18 protein-coding genes are annotated in these 19,305 nt (G+C 39.2%); 6 read left to right on the top strand and 12 right to left on the bottom strand.

The window, feature by feature from the left end:
• Positions 1-151: 151 nt before the first annotated feature.
• From ruvC to rplU, 5 genes are all read right to left on the bottom strand, one after another.
• Positions 152-715 carry a crossover junction endodeoxyribonuclease RuvC gene (ruvC, locus tag BM130_RS07355; protein ID WP_010526281.1) on the bottom strand — a complete coding sequence of 188 codons (564 nt, stop codon included), beginning with the start codon at positions 713-715 and terminating at the stop codon, positions 152-154.
• A gap of 13 nt (positions 716-728) precedes the next feature.
• Positions 729-1,040: a DUF4286 family protein gene (locus BM130_RS07350; RefSeq protein WP_010526282.1), complete on the bottom strand. Its 312-nt coding sequence runs from the start codon at positions 1,038-1,040 to the stop codon at positions 729-731.
• Between the two features lie 42 nt (positions 1,041-1,082).
• Entirely contained in the window at positions 1,083-2,354 is a 1,272-nt protein-coding gene (gene serS / locus BM130_RS07345; protein WP_010526283.1) for a serine--tRNA ligase, read from the bottom strand.
• 106 nt (positions 2,355-2,460) lie between these two features.
• Positions 2,461-2,724 (bottom strand): 50S ribosomal protein L27, encoded by a 264-nt coding sequence (rpmA, locus tag BM130_RS07340; RefSeq protein ID WP_010526284.1) that lies wholly within the window; start codon positions 2,722-2,724, stop codon positions 2,461-2,463.
• A 20-nt stretch (positions 2,725-2,744) separates the two neighbouring features.
• A complete protein-coding gene (rplU, locus tag BM130_RS07335) occupies positions 2,745-3,056 on the bottom strand; it encodes a 50S ribosomal protein L21 (RefSeq protein WP_010526285.1) in 312 nt (103 codons plus the stop codon).
• A 125-nt stretch (positions 3,057-3,181) separates the two neighbouring features.
• On the opposite strand from rplU, the gene BM130_RS07330 reads away from it, so the two are divergent.
• Both BM130_RS07330 and BM130_RS07325 read left to right on the top strand, forming a co-directional pair.
• Complete coding sequence (locus tag BM130_RS07330; RefSeq protein ID WP_010526286.1) at positions 3,182-3,700, top strand: peptidase; 519 nt, start codon at positions 3,182-3,184, stop codon at positions 3,698-3,700.
• A 459-nt stretch (positions 3,701-4,159) separates the two neighbouring features.
• Complete coding sequence (locus tag BM130_RS07325; protein ID WP_010526287.1) at positions 4,160-4,807, top strand: CPBP family glutamic-type intramembrane protease; 648 nt, start codon at positions 4,160-4,162, stop codon at positions 4,805-4,807.
• Here BM130_RS07325 and BM130_RS07320 read toward each other — a convergent pair.
• Both BM130_RS07320 and BM130_RS07315 read right to left on the bottom strand, forming a co-directional pair.
• Positions 4,804-5,544 (bottom strand): DUF6320 domain-containing protein, encoded by a 741-nt coding sequence (locus tag BM130_RS07320; protein WP_237706076.1) that lies wholly within the window; start codon positions 5,542-5,544, stop codon positions 4,804-4,806. The genes BM130_RS07325 and BM130_RS07320 overlap by 4 nt on opposite strands.
• 224 nt (positions 5,545-5,768) lie before the next feature.
• Positions 5,769-7,076, bottom strand: coding sequence for a hypothetical protein (locus BM130_RS07315; protein WP_010526289.1), 1,308 nt, complete (start codon positions 7,074-7,076; stop codon positions 5,769-5,771).
• A gap of 288 nt (positions 7,077-7,364) precedes the next feature.
• On the opposite strand from BM130_RS07315, the gene BM130_RS07310 reads away from it, so the two are divergent.
• Positions 7,365-8,351 carry a Gfo/Idh/MocA family protein gene (locus BM130_RS07310; protein WP_010526290.1) on the top strand — a complete coding sequence of 329 codons (987 nt, stop codon included), beginning with the start codon at positions 7,365-7,367 and terminating at the stop codon, positions 8,349-8,351.
• 320 nt (positions 8,352-8,671) lie between these two features.
• Here the strand turns inward: BM130_RS07310 and BM130_RS07305 are convergent, their stop codons facing one another.
• Together BM130_RS07305 and BM130_RS07300 are read right to left on the bottom strand one after the other, a co-directional pair.
• Positions 8,672-11,554, bottom strand: a complete 2,883-nt coding sequence (locus tag BM130_RS07305; protein ID WP_010526291.1) for a TonB-dependent receptor — start codon at positions 11,552-11,554, stop codon at positions 8,672-8,674.
• A gap of 105 nt (positions 11,555-11,659) precedes the next feature.
• Positions 11,660-12,940, bottom strand: a complete 1,281-nt coding sequence (locus tag BM130_RS07300; protein WP_010526292.1) for a beta-helix domain-containing protein — start codon at positions 12,938-12,940, stop codon at positions 11,660-11,662.
• Between the two features lie 320 nt (positions 12,941-13,260).
• Between BM130_RS07300 and BM130_RS07295 the strand changes: the two genes are divergently transcribed.
• Entirely contained in the window at positions 13,261-14,172 is a 912-nt protein-coding gene (locus BM130_RS07295; protein ID WP_010526293.1) for a DUF362 domain-containing protein, read from the top strand.
• Positions 14,173-14,262: 90 nt separating this feature from the next.
• Positions 14,263-15,870 carry a 4Fe-4S binding protein gene (locus tag BM130_RS07290; protein ID WP_010526294.1) on the top strand — a complete coding sequence of 536 codons (1,608 nt, stop codon included), beginning with the start codon at positions 14,263-14,265 and terminating at the stop codon, positions 15,868-15,870.
• A gap of 18 nt (positions 15,871-15,888) precedes the next feature.
• On the opposite strand, the gene BM130_RS07285 is transcribed toward BM130_RS07290, so the two are convergent.
• From BM130_RS07285 to BM130_RS07275, 3 genes are all read right to left on the bottom strand, one after another.
• The gene (locus BM130_RS07285; protein ID WP_010526295.1) at positions 15,889-16,329 is read right to left on the bottom strand and encodes an acyl-CoA thioesterase; all 441 of its coding nucleotides are present in this window, start codon (positions 16,327-16,329) and stop codon (positions 15,889-15,891) included.
• An 82-nt stretch (positions 16,330-16,411) separates the two neighbouring features.
• Positions 16,412-16,981, bottom strand: a complete 570-nt coding sequence (locus BM130_RS07280; RefSeq protein ID WP_010526296.1) for an L-threonylcarbamoyladenylate synthase — start codon at positions 16,979-16,981, stop codon at positions 16,412-16,414.
• A 219-nt stretch (positions 16,982-17,200) separates the two neighbouring features.
• Entirely contained in the window at positions 17,201-18,019 is an 819-nt protein-coding gene (locus tag BM130_RS07275) for a 2,3,4,5-tetrahydropyridine-2,6-dicarboxylate N-succinyltransferase (protein ID WP_010526297.1), read from the bottom strand.
• 100 nt (positions 18,020-18,119) lie between these two features.
• On the opposite strand from BM130_RS07275, the gene BM130_RS07270 reads away from it, so the two are divergent.
• Positions 18,120-18,851, top strand: a complete 732-nt coding sequence (locus BM130_RS07270; RefSeq protein ID WP_010526298.1) for a hypothetical protein — start codon at positions 18,120-18,122, stop codon at positions 18,849-18,851.
• Positions 18,852-19,305: the final 454 nt, after the last annotated feature.

Here is a 19,305-nt window from a genome sequence, read left to right as displayed (position 1 = left end):
TGTATCACCGTATGTCTTCCCTCTGTCTGTACGCAAAGTTAAAAATTTAGTGAATTATTCTTTGATTAAATTTGGATTTTAACACAGTATCTAACCACTAATGACTACTTTTATGAACCAATTGTTCAATGTAATTAATGTTTTTTTTTCTTTACTTTACTCGCCCCGGGTTATTTCGAATAAATTCTTTCCAACTTTTTGGGCCACCTGTTTGTTTGGGTAGATTTTGCATTTGGAAAAAATGACAAACGGCAGCCGCTAATCCATCTGTTGCATCAAGATAATTGGGTAACTCATTTATTTGTAAATATTGTTTGAGGAAGAGAGCTACCTGCTCTTTGGAAGCATTACCGCGGCCGGTGATGGCTTGTTTAATTCTGAGGGGAGCATACTCAAATACGGGTAGGGAGCGGGACAATGCAGCTGCCATTGCCACGCCTTGTGCACGCCCAAGTTTAAGCATCGATTGGACATTTTTCCCATAAAATGGGGCTTCAATGGCCAGTTCATCGGGATGGTAGGCATCAATTAAGCCAACAACTCTTTCAAATATTTTTCTAAGTTTTAAATAGTGGTCACTATACTTCGAAAGCTTTAAAACACCTAAAGTAATTAGTTTTGGTTTCTTGCCATTTATTTCTATTAAGCCGTAGCCCATTACTGATGTTCCGGGGTCAATACCAAGAATTATTCTTTCTGCTACGGCTTTGGTCATGATTGAGTGCAGTTTATTGAACTTTCTTTAGAACCGATTCAAAATAAGTAACTTCTTCGCCAAACTGTTGTTTGAATAAATTAAATAGGGGAATTAAACCTTTTTGCAGACGGTCTAATTGAAACTCATCTTTGCAAATAAATTGAACAGAAAATACTTTCATACCTTGGTTCACCCCGGACAAAACCTCAAATACTTCATGGCTATTTCCGGGGTTAAGGTGACCGGCTAAGGGGAATAATTCTCGCTCAATCCAGCTTTCCCATTTAGAAAAATAGGATGGGTCCATGTAAAAGGATACATTAAATATATATTTGTTGGGCATGTTCCTTTGTTTAAAGGATATAATTCAGAAATATCCTTATTATTATTTTATCAATTCAGTTCCCATAAAAGGCACCAAAACTTCGGGGACGCGAATCCCTTCGGGTGTTTGATTGTTTTCCAGGATGGCGGCTACCACCCGGGGTAAAGCCAAGGCACTTCCGTTAAGGGTATGTGCCAGGTAGGTCTTTTTTTCTCCTGTCTTTTTAAAGCGAAGTTTTAACCGGTTAGCCTGATAAGATTCGAAATTGGAAACAGAGCTAACTTCCAGCCAGCGTTTTTGTGCGGCAGAAAAAACTTCGAAGTCGAAGGTTAATGCAGAAGTAAAGCTAATATCTCCACCACAAAGTTTAAGAATACGCCATGGCAGTTGTAATTTTTCAATCAGTGAGCGCACATGAGCAATCATTTGTTCCAGAACCTCATAAGAATGGTCAGGATGGGCTATTTGTACAATTTCCACCTTGTCGAATTGATGCAATCGGTTTAAGCCACGAACATGACTGCCCCATGAGCCGGCTTCCCGACGGAAACAAGCCGAATAGGCACAATGTTTTACGGGTAACTCTTTTTCTTCGAGTATTACATCCCGAAATATATTTGTTACCGGTACTTCTGCTGTCGGTATTAAATAAAGATTGTCAGCCCCAACATGATACATTTGTCCTTCCTTGTCGGGTAACTGGCCTGTCCCGAAGCCCGAATCTTCATTTACCATTAAGGGTGGTTGTACCTCCTGATAACCTGCAGAAATTGCTTCTTCGAGGAAAAAATGAATCAATGCCCTTTGAAGTTTGGCACCCCATCCTTTATAAACAGGAAAACCTGCGCCGGTAATTTTATTGCCAAGCTCGAAATCAATCAGGTTATATTTCGAAGCCAATTCCCAATGCGGTAAGGCATCTGTCAGTTGGGGAATCTCGCCTCCCGATTCAACCACTTCATTGTCTTCTTCTCCTTTGCCTTCAGGTACTGAAGAGTGAGGTAAATTAGGAAGTAATACCTGTAATTCTAAAATCTTATTTTCTACTTCAGTGAGAGTGGCTTTCAGATTTTTAATTTCATTTTTTAATGTTGTGGTCTTTGTTTTTGCTTCGTTGGCTTCATCAGCTTTTCCTGCTTTAAACAATTGACCTATTGTTCGGGATAGAGAATTTAATTCATTTTGTTTCTTATCGGCCTCGGTTTGTATTTGACGACGTTTATTGTCTTCTTCTACTATTTGAGCAATAATTCCTTGAGCATCAAAGTGCTTTTTCTTTAATCGTTCTATGACTTTTTCCTGATGTTCCCGGATGTATTTAAGTGTAAGCATATTGATAGGTGACTATTATTTGTCTTAAATGATACAATAAAAAAAAACCTGTTTCTGTTACAAAGGTAACAAAAACAGGGATTAAAAGAATATTTTAGCAAATGAGTTATTCTGAAGCAATTGGTTCAACTGAAACAAAAGATCTATTGTTTCTTTTCTTGCGAAATACGACTTTTCCGTCGACTAAAGCAAACAAAGTATGGTCTTTACCCATGCCAACATTATCGCCCGGATGGTGTTGAGTACCACGTTGTCTTACAATAATGTTTCCCGCTTTGGCCATTTGGCCACCAAAGATTTTGACACCCAATCGTTTACTTTCTGATTCGCGTCCGTTACGGGAACTACCTACTCCTTTCTTATGTGCCATGATAGTAAATTTTTTCGTGATTAACCTTCAATGTTTTCAATTTGGATTTGGCTTAAGTATTGCCTGTGTCCGTTTTTCTTACGGTAACCTTTACGTCTTTTCTTTTTAAAGACAATTACTTTGTCGCCTTTTAAATGTGACAATACTTTGGCCGTTACCTTAGCACCTTCGATAACAGGGGTTCCAATTTTTACCTCACCATCATTGTCGATCATTAATACTTGATCAAAATCTACGGTGCTTCCTTCTTTTGCCTTAAGGCGGTTAACAAAAATTTTTCGTTCCTTTTCTACTTTGAATTGCTGACCTCCAATGGATACAATTGCATACATCGAATTAAACTTTTAAGTTTCTCTCCGGCAGGTGGATCTCCACTCGAGATGCTCTTTTTTACCTACTCAGAGTATTTCGAAGCGCAAAAGTACTAACTTTTTATCTTTCTGGCAAATCCTGTTGGATGTTAATTAATAATGACACTTATCTGACCGTTCGGCTGGTAGCAGGTTATTTTGTGGTAGGGATAACTTTGGTTTATGCCCTATCCGGCATTTTTCTGCATCATAAAATGGGAGTTAAAACCATTAAGGAGACTATACAATTATCTGCCGGTTTGTCTGTTGATAGCCTTAAATTGGCCTGGACTGCGAATAGTTCGCAAAAACCGATGACTTACCTTGAAGAACGACCCGAACAAATTGTTTTTTACTTTCCCGGTGGCATGGGTGAATACAAAAAAAGTTCCGGTATAGCCAATTACGAAATTTATAAAGACCGGCCTGTGGTGCTTTTTCTCAGTCGGTTACATGAAAATCAAATTAAAGGGTGGGGAATTGTTGCTGATATCTATGCGGTGGAGTTAATATTTTTGGCCATTTCAGGCCTCTTCATGGTTCCCGGGAAAAATGGTTTTGTACGAAGAGGGGTGTGGTGGTTTTTGGCCGGTATCCTGCTTGTTGTTATCTTCAGCTTTTTGTAAACTTAGATAGTTTTCCTTTTTTTACGGTCGATTGCATCGCATCGAGGCATGTGATTGAGTCGCATCGAGGCATGCGATTGCGTCGCATCGAAGCATGTGATTGAGTCGCATCGAAGCATGCGATTGAGTCGCATCGAGGCATGTGATTGAGTCGCATTGAAGCATGCGATAGTACCGTCCCTGCCTAAAGTTGAGTGTAGGAGGTTGTAAATTCATTATGAGAGGTAGAGTATCCGGTTGAGGTTATGTCACCTCTCTTTTTATTTCCGTTATTTTAATTTATTGTTTCATTTGAGAGAAGAAAATTTAGGATTATAGCATATAAAATGCTAAATTGTTGAACGTTAATTGTCCCTGTAACGCTCATTGGTTAAAAAGGGAAGATAATGCACCCCATTTTTGAATCTGGTTATTGACGGAGGAACTCAGGTCTGAAATCGTCCTTTTAATCTAATTTCTATGATGCAAATACACACAATATCTGATAGGGGGAGGTGGTTCGAAATTTATGCCGTTGTTATTACCGGGATAGCGAAATACATACTGGTCGACTGGTTAGAATTTCGACTCTTCTATATATCCGGTGCCATAATGTTTTGGGTTTGGTATATTCTGTCACGCTACCATACGAACCGACAAATATTGATTAACTGGGGATTTCGGAGAGAGGGGTTTTTAGAAACATTTAAATTTTGTATTCCATTTGTAATATTTGCTTTAATAATTATTGGTTTTTATGAATTGGGTGTGGGAGATGGCTTTCTGGAATGGAGTCTGTTACCCATATTGGGACTTTATCCCATATGGGGTTTAATTCAACAATTTTTGATGATTGGAATAATAGCCGGAAACCTTAAGGAAATACAATCACTAAAATTCAAGGAAAAGCATCTGGTTTTAATTGTTTCTCTATTGTTTTCATTGGCGCATTTTCCTGATTATCGTCTTATGGGCTTTACCTTTATGATGGAGTTATTCTTCATCTCGGCCTATTTCCGCTGGAAAAATCTTTGGGCTTTAGGGGTGTTGCATGGATGGCTTGGCGGCATGTTTCTTTATCTGGTTTTGCATCGTAATTTATGGCAGGAGTTGTGGGTAGTCTTTTAAATATGGAAGAACCGTTTTAAATCCGTAACCTTCTTAAGCCGGTATTGAATATATAGTAAAAGCAAGGCAATTATTACCACAGCAGCCATAACTATGAGGCTCCAGTTCAAAAGGACCAGTCCTTTTTGGTAAAAGGAAATAATTCCATCGGTAAAGAGGCATAATATGCCGGCCCCAAGCATAGCATAGGCAATTACATTCAACCCCTTTTGTGTGGTGTTAGCAATAATTTTGCAAATTGTGAATATTCCCACGTAAGCTACCAGAAGTAAGGGTATGGCAAGTTTTAAAGCCCACCAGTTTGTGCCGGTTAACCAATCCAACGCCGCTAAAAGTCCGGAAATTGACAGAAAACTTAATGCCATCCAGGTGTACTTACGCTTTGATATAAGTGGAGTTATGATGATGTTAACATAAAGCACCAGGGCGATGATAAAAGGATATCGTGACCAAGTGAGGTGATTGTTTAATATGAAATCGATAACTATAGATATGGCAGCGCCCGAAAATAGAATGATGGCCGATATCTTATTAAAAATCTTTTTCTTTTGTGATATGGTAAGTTTGTGGTAATTGGACATTAATTGGTCGTCACGGCTTCGGGGATTAGTATGTAATTGTGTCTGATTGTTTAATTCGGTTACAGGCACCGGTTTTCCACATAGCGAACAATAGTTGACATTCTCTTCCAATTCTACACCGCAATATGAACATTTCATTGGTCTCTTATTTTTCATTCGTATATAATTTTTTTAACTCATTGGCCGAATGGAACTCGCATGACAAAGGATTTATACATATTCTTTTGAGACAACCCTATGTTGTCATGCTCGTTTCTTATGTTAATGGTTGTGCTAAGTTTTTAGTTTTTGTGGATATGGTTGTGTTATGTGTTAAAGGCTTTCAATTGTGCGATAATAAATATTTTAATGGCGTTAATGGCAAGTGGCCCATTAAAACTCTATTCGTTGTCTTTTTCTATCGCCTTAATGGAAATATTTTGAGATTTTAAAAAGTTTAGAAATTTATCTTCGAATTCCCATGAGGCGGTGATATTGCCAAAACTAAGTGTTAGTTTATCGTTAAACCCTATAACCGCACAACTAATCTTTAATAATTTGTTGGGAGGAGGAGCGGTTAATATAAAATGGTCAACCATATTCCCTGTTTCGGGCGGTAATTTAACTTTCCCCAAATTGGTTACTACCCCGCTATATTGACTGGTCCCTAAAGAATTGAATTTTAATTTAAGGATGAGGCTTTTAATAAACAGAGGAATACTTCTTACATAAATGCTTTTTTCACTTCCAACATTCCGCGCAATATTTTTGTTGAGTAATTTTTCATCGGTTTCCAGCTGCATTTGATGATAAACGGTTTTAAGAATTTCTTCGAAAGAATAATGTCCCAGTCGAAGGTCTATTTCCGGCATCACAAAAAGAGAAAAATTGCGCATAGTTTTGGACGGTAAGATATTCCTTAGATTGATAGGAACCTGAACGCGGAGTATCTTCTGCCGTGTTAGTAGTTTTATGGGTTTTAATTTTTCAAAGATATCCTGAAGGACGTAAAGATAAACAGCTACCAGATATACCGTGATACTTACACCTTTTTCTTTGGAAACCTTCTTAATATTTTCCATCGACAATATTACATTCATCCTTTTAAATCGATGCGACAGCTCTACCGGAAAGGGAACGTGAAAAGCTTTAGTTCGCTTTACTATGGGCGGAATATCTTCTTTAAAGTATCGTTTATAGGAATCTTCGTATTCTTCTTTCGGGATATCATTTCCGGGCAGCTTTACGGGGAAGTCTTGGGGTATGGTTGCACCACATTCTTTAGAGTATAAAGTGAGTACTGTCTTGAAAAATTCGAAGGCACCGGCGCCATCGGTTAAAGTGTGTGAAACTTCAAGACTAACTGAATTGTGCCAAACCAAAAACCTTAGCAAAAGTTCACCGTGTGAAAATTTTCGACTGCATTCCTTATCATCTGCCAGAATAGGAATATGTTGTGGCAGATGTTCCAAATAATACCAAAAAAAACCTCTTCGAAGCCTTACCAAAAAGTAGGGATATCGTTTTTCAGCCTGCAACACGGCCCGTCGGAATGGTTCCAGTTTCAATGGCTCTTTTAATACGGCAGTCATCCGGATTACAGCTGTGACGGTTTTTGTAGCAATGGCCGGAAATATTTTTGCAGCATTATCGAGTGTCAGCCAAAATGGTTTGTTGCTTTGGATATTTTGTGGTTTGGAATCTGCCATAAAAACGCTTTTATGGATAATTGTGAAAGAATTTATTCAATATCAAATTTAGAAAAAATTTAATTATTGGCAGCTCAATTGCATCAATACATATTTCATGTTAAAAAGGTTGGGCGAAAAATTTTATATTTCAGAATTGAAAAATGATACTTAAATGTGATTTCAATTTAGCTAATATTGGTTTTAGTAGGGAATTATTAAAGAAAGTATGTCCCCAAAGAAAAGATAATGTTTATAACTTAGTGAGCAGAATAATACTATATATAGGGTTAAAATAAAAATTTAGGTATGAAAAAGTTGAAAATAGGCATTTTGGGAACTTCCAATCATTATCTCAAACGTATTGTATTGCCATTACAAAAGACTGAGTATTGCGAATCATATGCTATAGGCTCAAGAAATATAGAGAAAGCTGCTGCTTTGGCCAAGGAGTTCAATATTCCCTTGTGGTATGGTTCATATGATGCCGTATTAAATGATCCGCAGGTGGATATGGTTTATATTCCTCTTCCCAATCATCTTCATAAAGAGTGGGTCGAAAAGTGTATCGATGCAGCAAAGCCTGTTCTTTGTGAAAAACCCCTTGGTATGGATGCGAATGAGGCGGAAGCTATGATTCAGAAAGCTCAGGATGCTAACGTGCCGCTGATGGAAGGTTTTATGTACCGGTTTCATCCCATGTGGCAACATGTGCGGAATATTGTTCGAACAAATCAGATAGGTTCGGTTCAGTATATTCACACCTCATTTTCATATAATAATCCTTCGCCGGGCAATATTCGCAATATAGCGGAATTTGGAGGTGGCGCCCTGATGGATATAGGCTGTTATGCTATTTCGGTTCCACGGTTTATTTTTGGCAGGGAGCCGGAAAGAGTTATGGCATTCCAGAGTAAACATCCCGACTTTGGAACCGATATGCATTCCACAGCAATTTTGGATTTCGGAGGCCCTCGTGCTACCTTTACTGTTTCTACTACTTCACAGGCCTTTCAACGGGTTGATATTGTTTGTACTTCCGGCCGAATATCTGTTCATATTCCCTTTAATACTTTTGTGGATGTTCCGGCTAAAATAACGGTTGTCGATGGTATTGGAACCCGTGAGGTGGAGTTCCCTGTCGCCAATGCATATGGAGTGATGTTCGATGCCTTTGCAAAATCCGTTATTGATGGCTCTTCTATCCCATTACCGGGCATAGATGCTATTAACAATATGAGGGTGATTGATGCAGTGCGTCTCTCGGCCCAAAAAGAACAATGGGTAACTCTTTAATGGAATCTCTGTCCTGCCTCTTTCGGGGCCTAAAGGGAGAGGCGTTTATTGCAAGGGTCTTCAACCTTTGTTCAGTCTTTCGCTCCGGCGGGGTTAAGAAGGGGAATTTAGCCAGGTTGATTCTCAGCCCCGAGGGGGCGATATAATCTAAATTTGTCCGCCGGGACTGATGATCAGTCACCGGGCTAAGTCTTAACCCGGCCCCGAAGTGGCGTAATAGAGAATTCTTGTCTCTTGCTTAACAAAAAAGAAGGACCCCCCGCGACGTACGCAAAGAGCCCCTCCCGACTTCAACAAACGGATGGAACTTTAAGTGGTTTTTAGAAACTATGGCTTAGGCCAATGCTGAATTCCCTTCCTGGGTGGTAGATGCTGTAAGGCTGTTTTTGAGCTTTGTATGATTTAAAATAGCTTTCTTGTGTTTCATCAAGTATGTTTGAAATTTTGAAGTCTATTTTAGTTCTCTTCTCTTTTCCCATTTTTTTGTTTAATGAAAAGTTTAAACTGTGGAACGGCTCAGTGTACATGTCGGGAAATACGCCGCCGCCTACAATGGTCAACGTAGAACCCTTGACGTTATAGAATAATCCTGCCGCCCAACCGGTTTCATAATTATTATAGGTAAAGCCGGCATTAATGACATAGGGCGATTGTCCGGCCATATCGCGTGTTCTTTTTATATTTTCTCCATCTTTTTCAAATTCTTTTCTTGAGAGATATTCCGAATGGGTCATGTCAATTTCAGAATGGGTAAGGGTGAGGTTGCCCGAAAGATTGAAATTTTGAAAAACCTGAGATATAAAATCGAGGTTTTTACTGAATTCGAGTTCAACACCATAGAGAGTTCCCTCACCAACATTTCTGGGTTGATATTCCGTACTTGTATATGAGGTCGAAAAACGTACCAATTCAATGGGATCATCAAATTGTTTATAAAATACGCTGGCAGAAATATTCTGTCCTTTATTCCAGAAAATTTCCCATCGAAGGTCGTAGTTGTTCATATATGTTTCCTTCAGCTTGCCATCCCAATCCTCTACGGCATAAAGTCCGCCATTAAAAATGGTATTACTAATGGGATCGATGATCTGAGCAAAAGATAATTCTTTAAATGAAGGTCTTGCTACCGTTCTGGCGTATCCTGCCCTGATGTTTTGGTGTTCTGTAACTTCATAAATCAGGTTGAGGCTAGGGAAAAAGTCCAGGGACTCGAGTACTTTATCGTTGTCCAGTATTCTGGAGCCGTTAATATCCTGTCCGGTATGTCTCATGACATAATTTTCCATTCTTAGACCTAAAATGGTTTTTAATCTTATGAGCGGATAAAATTCATTAGAGATATAAAAAGCCATATTGTTAACATTGGATTCGTAGGTGTTTGAGGGAGAAATTTCCGGGATGATATATGTGTTACCACCCTGGTCACTTCCATAGATTCTTTCCGGTTGAAGTACCAGAGAAGCATCCGGTTCATTGAATGTGAGGTTGAGGTCGGAAAACTGATAACCCATTTTTGTGATTTTGTAGTCACGTGTTTTGAAGTTGTATCCTGCACCAAATTTGACAATAGCCGGCTGAGAAAAAAGAGGGTATTCTTTTGAAAGGTCAATTTTAGCAGAAATGTTAGTTTCGTCCAGTTCGCGCCATATTCTGGAGGGGAAACCGGCAGCACCGGCACTGAAAAGATATTCATTGCCATTATGGGTAAAGGCTGTTTTTCGAATATCGGGGTCATCAGAAGCTGAAAATGTAGGAGAGATACGCCAGTCCAGTTCCCAATCATTGCCCATTAGATGGGTTCCATGGATTAAAATGTTGGTTAGTGAGCGTTGGTTATAAAATAACTGGTCGGAGGTAGCCACATAGCCTGATTGTCCGACAGCGGCACTGCTGTTGTTAATGGAGAATTTTCCGGCACTGCTGATGCCGTTTTGCAGACGCATTGCTGTTAACTGGATTTTATTTAGGTTGTTTTTATAGGCTAAACCTCCCAATATGCCAATTAAATGATGGCGTTCTCCGACGGCGCCCGACTGACGGGTTGAATAGATCATCTCATAGTTATTTTCTCCTAAAGTTTTTTGGAAATCAGCATAAAGTACCTCATCATCAAATTTATATTTAGACTTATAGGACAACGAAAAAATGTAGCCCAGTCGTGGCACATTCCCTTTATTTCCTGTTAATTCAATTTGATTTCCAAAAGAGATAGATGCACTGTAATCCAGAAGGCTGTTTTGTGTTTTGGCGGCAAGGGTAGGTGTAAATTCTTTGGTTACAAAATTGTAGATAGTCTCTGCATTTGCACTTGAAGGAACCAGTTGGGTGGTTGGTGGAATATTATCCGGCAAGGCGCGTGTTCCGTCATCAAACCCCAGAAAATCGGTTCCTCCACCATCATATGTAAGATAATCAGGGTTGAAATGAACATTGGGGTTATAAGCAGTGCTGACAGAAATGTTAAATATCTTCTTGTCCGGAAAATCCTTTGTGGTAATATTCATCAACCCACCTGTGAAATCGGCGGGAAGGTCGGCCGTGAAATTTTTGCTGACCACCATGTTATCTATGATACTGGTGGGGAAAATATCCATTTGAAGGCTATTTCGGTCGGGATCCAACCCGGGAATATCCATTCCGTTGAGGGTGGTTTTGGAATATCTGTCTCCCAATCCGCGAACATAAATATATTTTCCATCTTCAATTGTCACACCGGTTACTCTTTTAGCGGCTTCTACAGCTGTTCCGTCACCTATTAGTTCGATTTTTGCTGCCGAGATGCCGTCGAGCATGACCGATGATTTGGCTTTTAGTGTATTTAGGGCCGCATCGGTATTACGGATAGCGCTGGCTGTAACCACTACGTCCTGAAGTTCGACAGTGCTTTCGGTTAGATTAAGATTGTTTAATACAGTTACTTCGCCTGCTTTAACCTCTACATCTTCAATATTTAAAGGCTGAAATGAGATAAATGAAAGTTGCAGTGTGTAAGTTCCGGGTGCCACATCCAAAGAAAATTTACCATCCAGGTCGGTGGCTGTTCCGGTAAATGGATCTTTAATTACAACGCTAACACCTACCAATGTTTCGCCGGTGGATCCATCATATACAGTTCCTCTTATTGTTCCTTTTTGTTGTGCGTGTGCAGTTAGGGTAAAGAGCAAAAACAGAGCAGCAATAATAAAAGGCTTCATTTTGTTCATCCGTTTGTTTTTGTTGAATTCGTTTTTTCTGGCAATAAAGAAACAGACTTGCTTAGCTCTTTTTTGAGTGCAAGTCTGTTGGTAATTGATTTTATGGTTGGATTGTTACCATGCAACTATAGAGTTTTCTGACCATGTCCATCCATCAAATACTGAGAGGTCAATATCGCCGGGGATGGCTGGTTCTGTTCCGGCCGTGATACCATCCATGGTTCCGTCAATATAAGCAGTCACATCGGTAACATTTAGAACTACATTTTCGAAAGAAGTCGTTACTCCGGCCAGGAAATCATCCGGCATTGAATATACAGCAATAACATCTCCATTGTCATCTTCTTTATCCTGAAGGTTCAGTGTTTGACCTTCATTTATATAGTTAAAGAAAACATTTATGAAATGGACATTGGTTTCGGGGTCGAGGTTGGCCAAATCTTTAGATGAAGCATCTTCAGTATTGGCAATCACATAGCCATTTTTAAATGTGTGATAACCATACTCTTCAATAACCGATTGGTCACTTTTGTCGCCTTCAATGCCATCCAATTCAAAAACATGGCCTGCAGGAGAAATAACCACAAAGTTTTCGCAGGTTCCGTTCCAACCCTGGTCGGTATCCAATCCGTCATCGCCAACATTCCAAACTACTACGTTTTTTACACTTACTGTCCCACCAAAGAATTCTATGCCATCATCCTGGTTGGCTATAATTTCAATGTTTTCGATAACTGTTTTATTTCCTACACCCCCCAGTGAAAGGCCATTAATTTCATTTCCTTCACCGATATTGGCGCCCCCATGACGAATTGAAACGTACTTGAAGATTCCTGAACTGTCTTCCGGGTCATCACCACCATACTGTCCGTTGGTGTCGCTACTGGGAATACCTTCAATTTGGGCTGTTGTACTTCCCGAGACAGATATGGGCGCATTCCCCAAAATCAATACTCCACCCCAAAGGCCATTGGCATCAGGATCCAGGTTGGGGCTACTGTAATCACCATTTGCAATGCTTTCATAATCAATTTCGTCGGCTACTGAAGTGAAAATGATGGGTTTTTCAGGAGTTCCTTCGGCATCGATTTGTGCCCCTCGTGCAACAATTAAAGCTGAAGCGTTTGCCCCGGTTCCAACTTCACCTTTGATAATTGTTCCTTCTTCTATAGTGAGTTTAGCACCGTTGGTAACAGCTATTCTTCCCCCTAATTGGTAAATTTTGTCATTGGTCCATGTTGCGTCTGATGTGATGTTTTCGGTGACCAAAACAAGACTGTCGTTGTTATCGGTATCATCTCCGTTGTTATCGTCATCATCGTCGCTACAAGCGTTAAAAGAGATTGCTACACTCATTGCAAGTAGTAAGCTCATTAATTTAAAACGATTCTTCATTTTCATTTTGGTTTTTAGATTGTTCGTTTGTTTTTGTCTTATCCTTTTTTTTGATATTACAAATGAACGAGGCTATTATTGCTTGTATCTTAAGCAGTTTTTAATAAACTGTTAATAAAATGATTGAACGCTTAATATTAAATTAACCCGCGGAAGAACTTTGGCACTTGGCTTAGAAAAGATTTGGTGAATTACGTTTTGTGTTTATTTAAATCAACTATAAATTAATGTGTTGCTGGTGTAAATTTGTTTACTTGTTTTTATATTTATCGTTGTTTCCCATTGGATTATAGAAATTGTTAATCACAAAGGAGGTTCTTATGAAACGACGAGAATTTTTACTTAAAAGTGTGGGAGCAGGTGTGGCCGGTCTGCTTTTTTCTGATTTTGGTGGACTGAATGCCATGGGCCTTTCGGCCAGCGAAGGAGAATATGATTTGGCAGCAGTTAGAGGCGGTGAAGCACCTGATATGTTTGAAAAAGCGATGGAAGCTTTGGGCGGTATGAAAAGATTTGTAAAGCCTGGTCAGAAGGTGTTGGTTAAACCCAATATAGGATGGGATGTTCCGCCGGAAAGGGCTGCCAATACCAATCCGGAGCTTGTTGCCAAAATTATTTCCAGTTGTTTTGATGCCGGTGCTTCAGAAGTGGTGGTGTTTGATCACACCTGCGATCAATGGGAGCGTTGCTACCGGAATAGCCAGATAGAATCTTCGGCCAGGAAAGCAGGTGCTAAAGTGGTTCCGGGAAATAGCGAATCTTTTTACCGTGAAGTTCCGGTGCCGGGCCGGCGGTTAAAGCAAACCAAAGTTCACCGCGACCTATTGGAGGCCGACGTTTTTATTAATGTTCCGGTTTTAAAGCATCATGGGTCAACAACTGTTTCGCTATCCATGAAAAATTTGATGGGGGTTATATGGGATCGTCGGTATTACCATGGAAATGATTTAAGTCAATGCATTGCCGATTTTTTGACTTACCGAAAACCTGATCTGAATATTGTTGATGGATATCGCATGTTAACACGAAAAGGGCCCCGTGGGGTTTCGGAAGCAGATGTTGTAGGACTAAAGGCACTTATTGCCGGTCGAGATATTGTGGCTGTTGATGCTGCTGCTACTTTAATGTTTGGTGAGAAGCCACAGAATATTAAACATATATCTATTGCCGACGAAATGGGATTGGGAACCATGAACCTCGAAAACTTATCTATAAAAAGAATTAAAATGTAGTGTTTGGGAACAAGGATGCGCTTTAAGACCGTATTAAATATTTAGTCCTTGCCAAAGAGAGCTTTTGTTTTTAATTAATAGATGACAAAAATGTCCCTGTATAAAATTTTAAAAAGAAGTCGGGTAATAATAGCATTAATATCATTTATACTAATACTTTCTTTATTTGTAGATATCTATGAATGGATACCTGTAGGTGGATATGATAAAGTTACTTGGTTGCAGTTTCTTCCTTCGGTTTTGCATTTTTTTGCTGTTTTCTCTCTTGCATCGGCAGGTGGTTTCTTGGTCGTTGTGTTGATAACTTTAATTAGTGGTCGGATTTATTGTTCAGTTATTTGTCCATTGGGCATCTTGCAGGATATAGTTAATTACATAGCCAGGTGGAGGTCAAAGAAAAAACGATTTTTTAAGTTTCATAAAGCAGTTCCCATATTAAGGTATGTGCTTCTGAGTGTGACGGTATTTGCCGTCATAGCAGGGTTGGGTTGGCTTGTTACTTGGCTGGATCCTTACAGCATAGCGGCCCGGACTTTTACGTACTTATTAAAACCATTGGTTGTTTGGTTTAACAATGATATAGTAGTTCCTCTATTCCAGAAATTTGAGATTTATCTGTTTTATCATCAAAATTTGCTGGTGGCAAGCATATTGCCGGCAGTTATTACTTTAGCCGTAATAATAGCAATTGGATATTTTGCCTGGAAGCACGGCCGCTTATTTTGTAATACCATTTGCCCGGTGGGAACTTTATTGGGTGAAATATCCCGTTTTTCATTTTTTAAGGTTCAGTTTGATAAAAATGTTTGCACGCGCTGTGGAAGATGTGCGGGAGTGTGCAAAAGTGAATGCATAGATATTAAAAACTATACGGTTGATACAACAAGATGTGTGTCGTGCTTTAATTGCCTGGCTATTTGTCCTGAAACAGCACTCTCTCTTCGCCCGCATAAAAATATTACTCAAAATAAGACTTCTAAAGAAAAGGGTGAGCAGCAAGATAAATTAGCTCATGATTCAAACCGTCGCAAATTATTGATTGCAGGTCTGGTAATGCTTTGCGGGAACCGAATCTATGCCTTGAAAAAAGAGAAACTGCCTGAACAACAAAAACATCTTGTCAGAAATAAAAAGGACCATCCTGTGGCACCACCCGGGGCAATTAGTATAAAGCGGTTTAACGATATTTGCACCGGATGTTCCTTATGCATAGCGGCATGTCCGACGGGAGTATTACAGCCTGCTTTGACTGAATATGGTCTTACAGGCTTCATGCAACCACATATGGATTATTCCACCTATTTTTGTAATTATGATTGCAACAAATGCGGCGAGGTGTGTCCCACCGGTGCTATTTTACCTTTGGCTTTAGAAGAGAAACAACTTACCCAGATGGGAAAGGCAGTGTTCGTCCGTCAAAATTGTGTGGTATATACCGATGGAACTGTTTGCGGCGCTTGCTCTGAGCATTGTCCAACCAAGGCTGTTAGTATGGTACCTTATAAAGATGGTTTACGCATCCCACACGTTGATCAATCCATTTGCATCGGTTGTGGGGCATGCGAATATCCTTGTCCGGTTCCCGAACCCTATAAAGCCATTTATGTGAATGGTAATGCTGTTCAGCAAAAGGCAAAATCACCCTATGATGAAGCAGATAAGCCTAACGTAGTGCCGGAAGATGATTTCCCATTCTAACTTTCGCTTGAATTAAGGTTATCGGGGAGTTTCAAAATTATTAATTGCCTTTCGCCATTCATCAGGCAATGGGAAAGATGTTCCTGTACTTCTTCTAAAACACGACATTACAGATTTGCACACAGAAAGGGGTTGGTCGGTACCTTCCTCTATTAGCCATTGGTGCATTTTTAGGCTTCTGTTTCCAAGGTCAACTACGCTTGTAAGCACATAAATGGATTGTCCCAGAAAAATTTGTCTGAAAAAATCCGTTTCTGTGTGTACAACCACCAGTTGATCATCACGAGCAGGATCACCCGGAAGCCAACCTAATACATCTCGCATATAATACATACGCCCCAAATCATAATAGTCGTTGTAAACACCATTGTTAATATGTCCAAAACCATCCACATCACTAAATCGCATCTGAACGGGTAGTTTATGTCGGAAATCTATTGTTTGTGAGATGTTTTTCATAACCTCTTTTCAAATATTATTTTTGAGTTTGCTTCCGGAACTCTTGTTGTTAATCTAAATTAATCTAACTCTTTAACGGCTTTTATTCACGTATTATCTTTACTTGTCCGTCTACACCCAGCTTAATTATCCCTGACGGGGCAGAATTAATTTGCTCATCCTGACGGTATTTTACCACATAATCCACCCCGTTAAGGATTTCTTTACTGATTTCCCGAAAATTTTTTGGTGAAGGGTTTCCACTGAGATTGGCGGAAGTAGAGACCAATGGTTTACGAAATTTCCGGCAAAGGGTCTTTGAGAAGGATTCTTCGGTAACGCGTATGCCAATGCTTCCATCTTCGGCTAACAGGTTTTTTGCCAGATTTTTTCCTTGCGGGTATATAATGGTTAATGGTTTATCAGATAATTCAATAAGGTCATAAGCCAACTCCGGGACTTCCTGTACATAGAAATTTAATCGTACCGCATTATCTATCAGTACCAGCATACTTTTGTGGTCGTCACGTTTTTTTAGATTGTATATCTTAGAAACAGCTTCTGCGTTGGTGGCATCGCAACCTATCCCCCATATGGTGTCGGTGGGATATAGTATTATGCCTCCGTTTTGAAGTACTTCAATCGATTTGTTTATATCTTCCAGAAAGTTCATTTTATTCTTTGGATGTTTCCGTACAAAGTTAATTAAATGGTTGCTAATCGATTAAAATTAAGTGTTTATCCTTTGGTTGAGAGTAAGAATGAGGGTGTCTAAAAAGATAATATTCCTTTGCAGTATAGGGAATTTTGGCGCAATTTTAAAGAATCTGCACCGCCTGCCAAAACTTTTTAGACACCCTCATCTTATATTTCGAGAGTTTATAATTTATTATTAAACAGCAACGTTGAAATCACGTAATGCATCATTTAAAGAAGTTTTCCTATCCGTCGATTCTTTCCGTTTTCCGATGATTAAGGCCGCCGGGACCTGATATTCGCCGGCCGGAAATTTCTTTGTATAGCTTCCCGGAATAACAACCGACCGTGGGGGAACATATCCTTTATATACAATAGGTTCAGAACCACTGACATCTATTATTTTGGTAGAACCTGTTAACACAACATTGGCCCCTAAGACAGCCTCTTTCCCTACTCTGCATCCTTCTACTACAATACAGCGGGAGCCAATAAAGGCATGATCTTCAATAATAACCGGGGCAGCCTGAACAGGTTCCAGAACTCCGCCTATGCCAACACCTCCGCTTAAGTGAACCCCTTGGCCTATCTGGGCGCAGCTGCCTACTGTGGCCCAGGTATCAACCATTGTTCCGGTGGCCACATAGGCACCTATATTTACATACGACGGCATCATAACCACACCCTTTTCTATGAATGAACCATAACGAGCGATGGCATGCGGAACTACACGAATGCCTTTGGCCTCATAATCATGTTTCAGTGGAATTTTATCGTACCATTCCAGAGGTCCTACTTTGATGGTTTCCATTTTTTGTAATGGGAAATATAAAATAACAGCCTTTTTTACCCATTCGTTTACTTTCCACTGATCCCCATCAGGCTCAGCTACGCGTAACTCCCCTTTGTCCAGAAGAGATATAACTTCGTTTACAGCTTCTCTTGTTTCACTGTTCTCCAGTTGAGACCTGTCGTCCCATGCCTTTTCGATAATTAACTTTAAATTTTCTCTCATAGGTACAGTTTTTGTTTCAACCGTAAATATAATTTTTAATATAATATTGTTTTTGGATTAATCTTAATCTTGGGAACCAAGTTTTTAATCGGACAAATTAATGAAGAATTTTTTACTTTGGAAATTTATCCTTTTCTTTTCCGTCTTGACTATAGCATTAACCGGCCAGGAAAATCAACAAATTAAAATATCAGGTTACGTTTATAACGCAGAAACACATAAGCCTTTACATTTCGCCCAATTGGTTAGTTATAAAACATATCTTTCTTACACTACAGATACTATCGGTAAATTTAATATTTTGTTAGGTCGAAGCGATTCTTTAAAAATTGTTTCCATGGGTTTTGAAGGAGTTGTGGTTAAGGCCGAAGATTTTCTAAAAACGGAAGGCCCGGATACAATATTTTTAAGCCCTGCATCTTATCTCCTTAATGAAGTTTTAATTAATCCTCGCGAGCCTTCCATCCACTTAAACCTTCCGGGAAATATTGGCGCTAATGTTGACCCCGATGCAGAACCCGATCGTTTTATACCCAAACCTTCAGTTGGATTGATTACCAGTCCTGTAACGCTTGCCTATTCGGTTTTTAGTAAAAGAGCGAAAAAAGAACGAAAATTAAAGAAGGAAATGGCTGACAATAGGCAGAAAGCAGTATGGCATTCCATATTGTTTTCAGATAAGTTGGAGCAATGGACAGGGTTAAAAGGGAAGGAATTAGACGATTTCATTATTTATTGTAATACCCGAATTTCAGTTTCTGGTTCCGATAATGAGCTATCTATCCAAAGAAAAGTCATGGATTTATTAGAAAATTATAAGAGACAAAATTAAATGTCCAATTCCTTTTATTTAGAAACGTCAATCCTTTATTGGCTATATGGATACCGAGCTTCATGATAATACCGATTTACTATTGTGGGCAAATTTTTCATGTTCGTTTTATTGTATAAGTGAATATGTATGCAAAATTTTTGAAAGAAGAGATTATACGAGTAAGGGAAAAATAACAGACGTAGAGGTCGTTAGGATGCTTATTATATAAGGTTTTTAGCGGAATGGTAGGGTTCATTCGGTTTGGTTTCGCTTTATTTAATGGTTAGAACAAATAAAAAAATAAATGAACATAATCGAATTTGGTTTGTTTGCTATTCATTCGGAGTTTTCTTGTTTTTTGAATTTTCACAAAAACAATGAGATAGAATTAATTTGGCGGGATGTTTTTTCTATAAAAATATGTTTGTTCAAAAATAATAATCTTTAAAACTATGATATTATTAGCAGTATT

The sequence above is a fragment of the Thermophagus xiamenensis genome, from assembly GCF_900112795.1.
Taxonomy (GTDB): domain Bacteria; phylum Bacteroidota; class Bacteroidia; order Bacteroidales; family Marinilabiliaceae; genus Thermophagus; species Thermophagus xiamenensis.
The sequence above is the reverse complement of the archived record's forward strand: the minus strand, read 5'-3'. Positions and strand labels throughout refer to the sequence as shown.

What these genes read in the sequence shown, in the direction of transcription:
- ruvC (WP_010526281.1), bottom strand. Translation starts at nt 715, where the DNA reads ATGACCAAAGCCGTAGCAGAAAGAATAATTCTTGGTATTGACCCCGGA.
- BM130_RS07350 (WP_010526282.1), bottom strand. Translation starts at nt 1,040, where the DNA reads ATGCCCAACAAATATATATTTAATGTATCCTTTTACATGGACCCATCC.
- serS (WP_010526283.1), bottom strand. Translation starts at nt 2,354, where the DNA reads ATGCTTACACTTAAATACATCCGGGAACATCAGGAAAAAGTCATAGAA.
- rpmA (WP_010526284.1), bottom strand. Translation starts at nt 2,724, where the DNA reads ATGGCACATAAGAAAGGAGTAGGTAGTTCCCGTAACGGACGCGAATCA.
- rplU (WP_010526285.1), bottom strand. Translation starts at nt 3,056, where the DNA reads ATGTATGCAATTGTATCCATTGGAGGTCAGCAATTCAAAGTAGAAAAG.
- BM130_RS07330 (WP_010526286.1), top strand. Translation starts at nt 3,182, where the DNA reads ATGTTAATTAATAATGACACTTATCTGACCGTTCGGCTGGTAGCAGGT.
- BM130_RS07325 (WP_010526287.1), top strand. Translation starts at nt 4,160, where the DNA reads ATGATGCAAATACACACAATATCTGATAGGGGGAGGTGGTTCGAAATT.
- BM130_RS07320 (WP_237706076.1), bottom strand. Translation starts at nt 5,544, where the DNA reads ATGAAAAATAAGAGACCAATGAAATGTTCATATTGCGGTGTAGAATTG.
- BM130_RS07315 (WP_010526289.1), bottom strand. Translation starts at nt 7,076, where the DNA reads ATGGCAGATTCCAAACCACAAAATATCCAAAGCAACAAACCATTTTGG.
- BM130_RS07310 (WP_010526290.1), top strand. Translation starts at nt 7,365, where the DNA reads ATGAAAAAGTTGAAAATAGGCATTTTGGGAACTTCCAATCATTATCTC.
- BM130_RS07305 (WP_010526291.1), bottom strand. Translation starts at nt 11,554, where the DNA reads ATGAACAAAATGAAGCCTTTTATTATTGCTGCTCTGTTTTTGCTCTTT.
- BM130_RS07300 (WP_010526292.1), bottom strand. Translation starts at nt 12,940, where the DNA reads ATGAAGAATCGTTTTAAATTAATGAGCTTACTACTTGCAATGAGTGTA.
- BM130_RS07295 (WP_010526293.1), top strand. Translation starts at nt 13,261, where the DNA reads ATGAAACGACGAGAATTTTTACTTAAAAGTGTGGGAGCAGGTGTGGCC.
- BM130_RS07290 (WP_010526294.1), top strand. Translation starts at nt 14,263, where the DNA reads ATGTCCCTGTATAAAATTTTAAAAAGAAGTCGGGTAATAATAGCATTA.
- BM130_RS07285 (WP_010526295.1), bottom strand. Translation starts at nt 16,329, where the DNA reads ATGAAAAACATCTCACAAACAATAGATTTCCGACATAAACTACCCGTT.
- BM130_RS07280 (WP_010526296.1), bottom strand. Translation starts at nt 16,981, where the DNA reads ATGAACTTTCTGGAAGATATAAACAAATCGATTGAAGTACTTCAAAAC.
- BM130_RS07275 (WP_010526297.1), bottom strand. Translation starts at nt 18,019, where the DNA reads ATGAGAGAAAATTTAAAGTTAATTATCGAAAAGGCATGGGACGACAGG.
- BM130_RS07270 (WP_010526298.1), top strand. Translation starts at nt 18,120, where the DNA reads ATGAAGAATTTTTTACTTTGGAAATTTATCCTTTTCTTTTCCGTCTTG.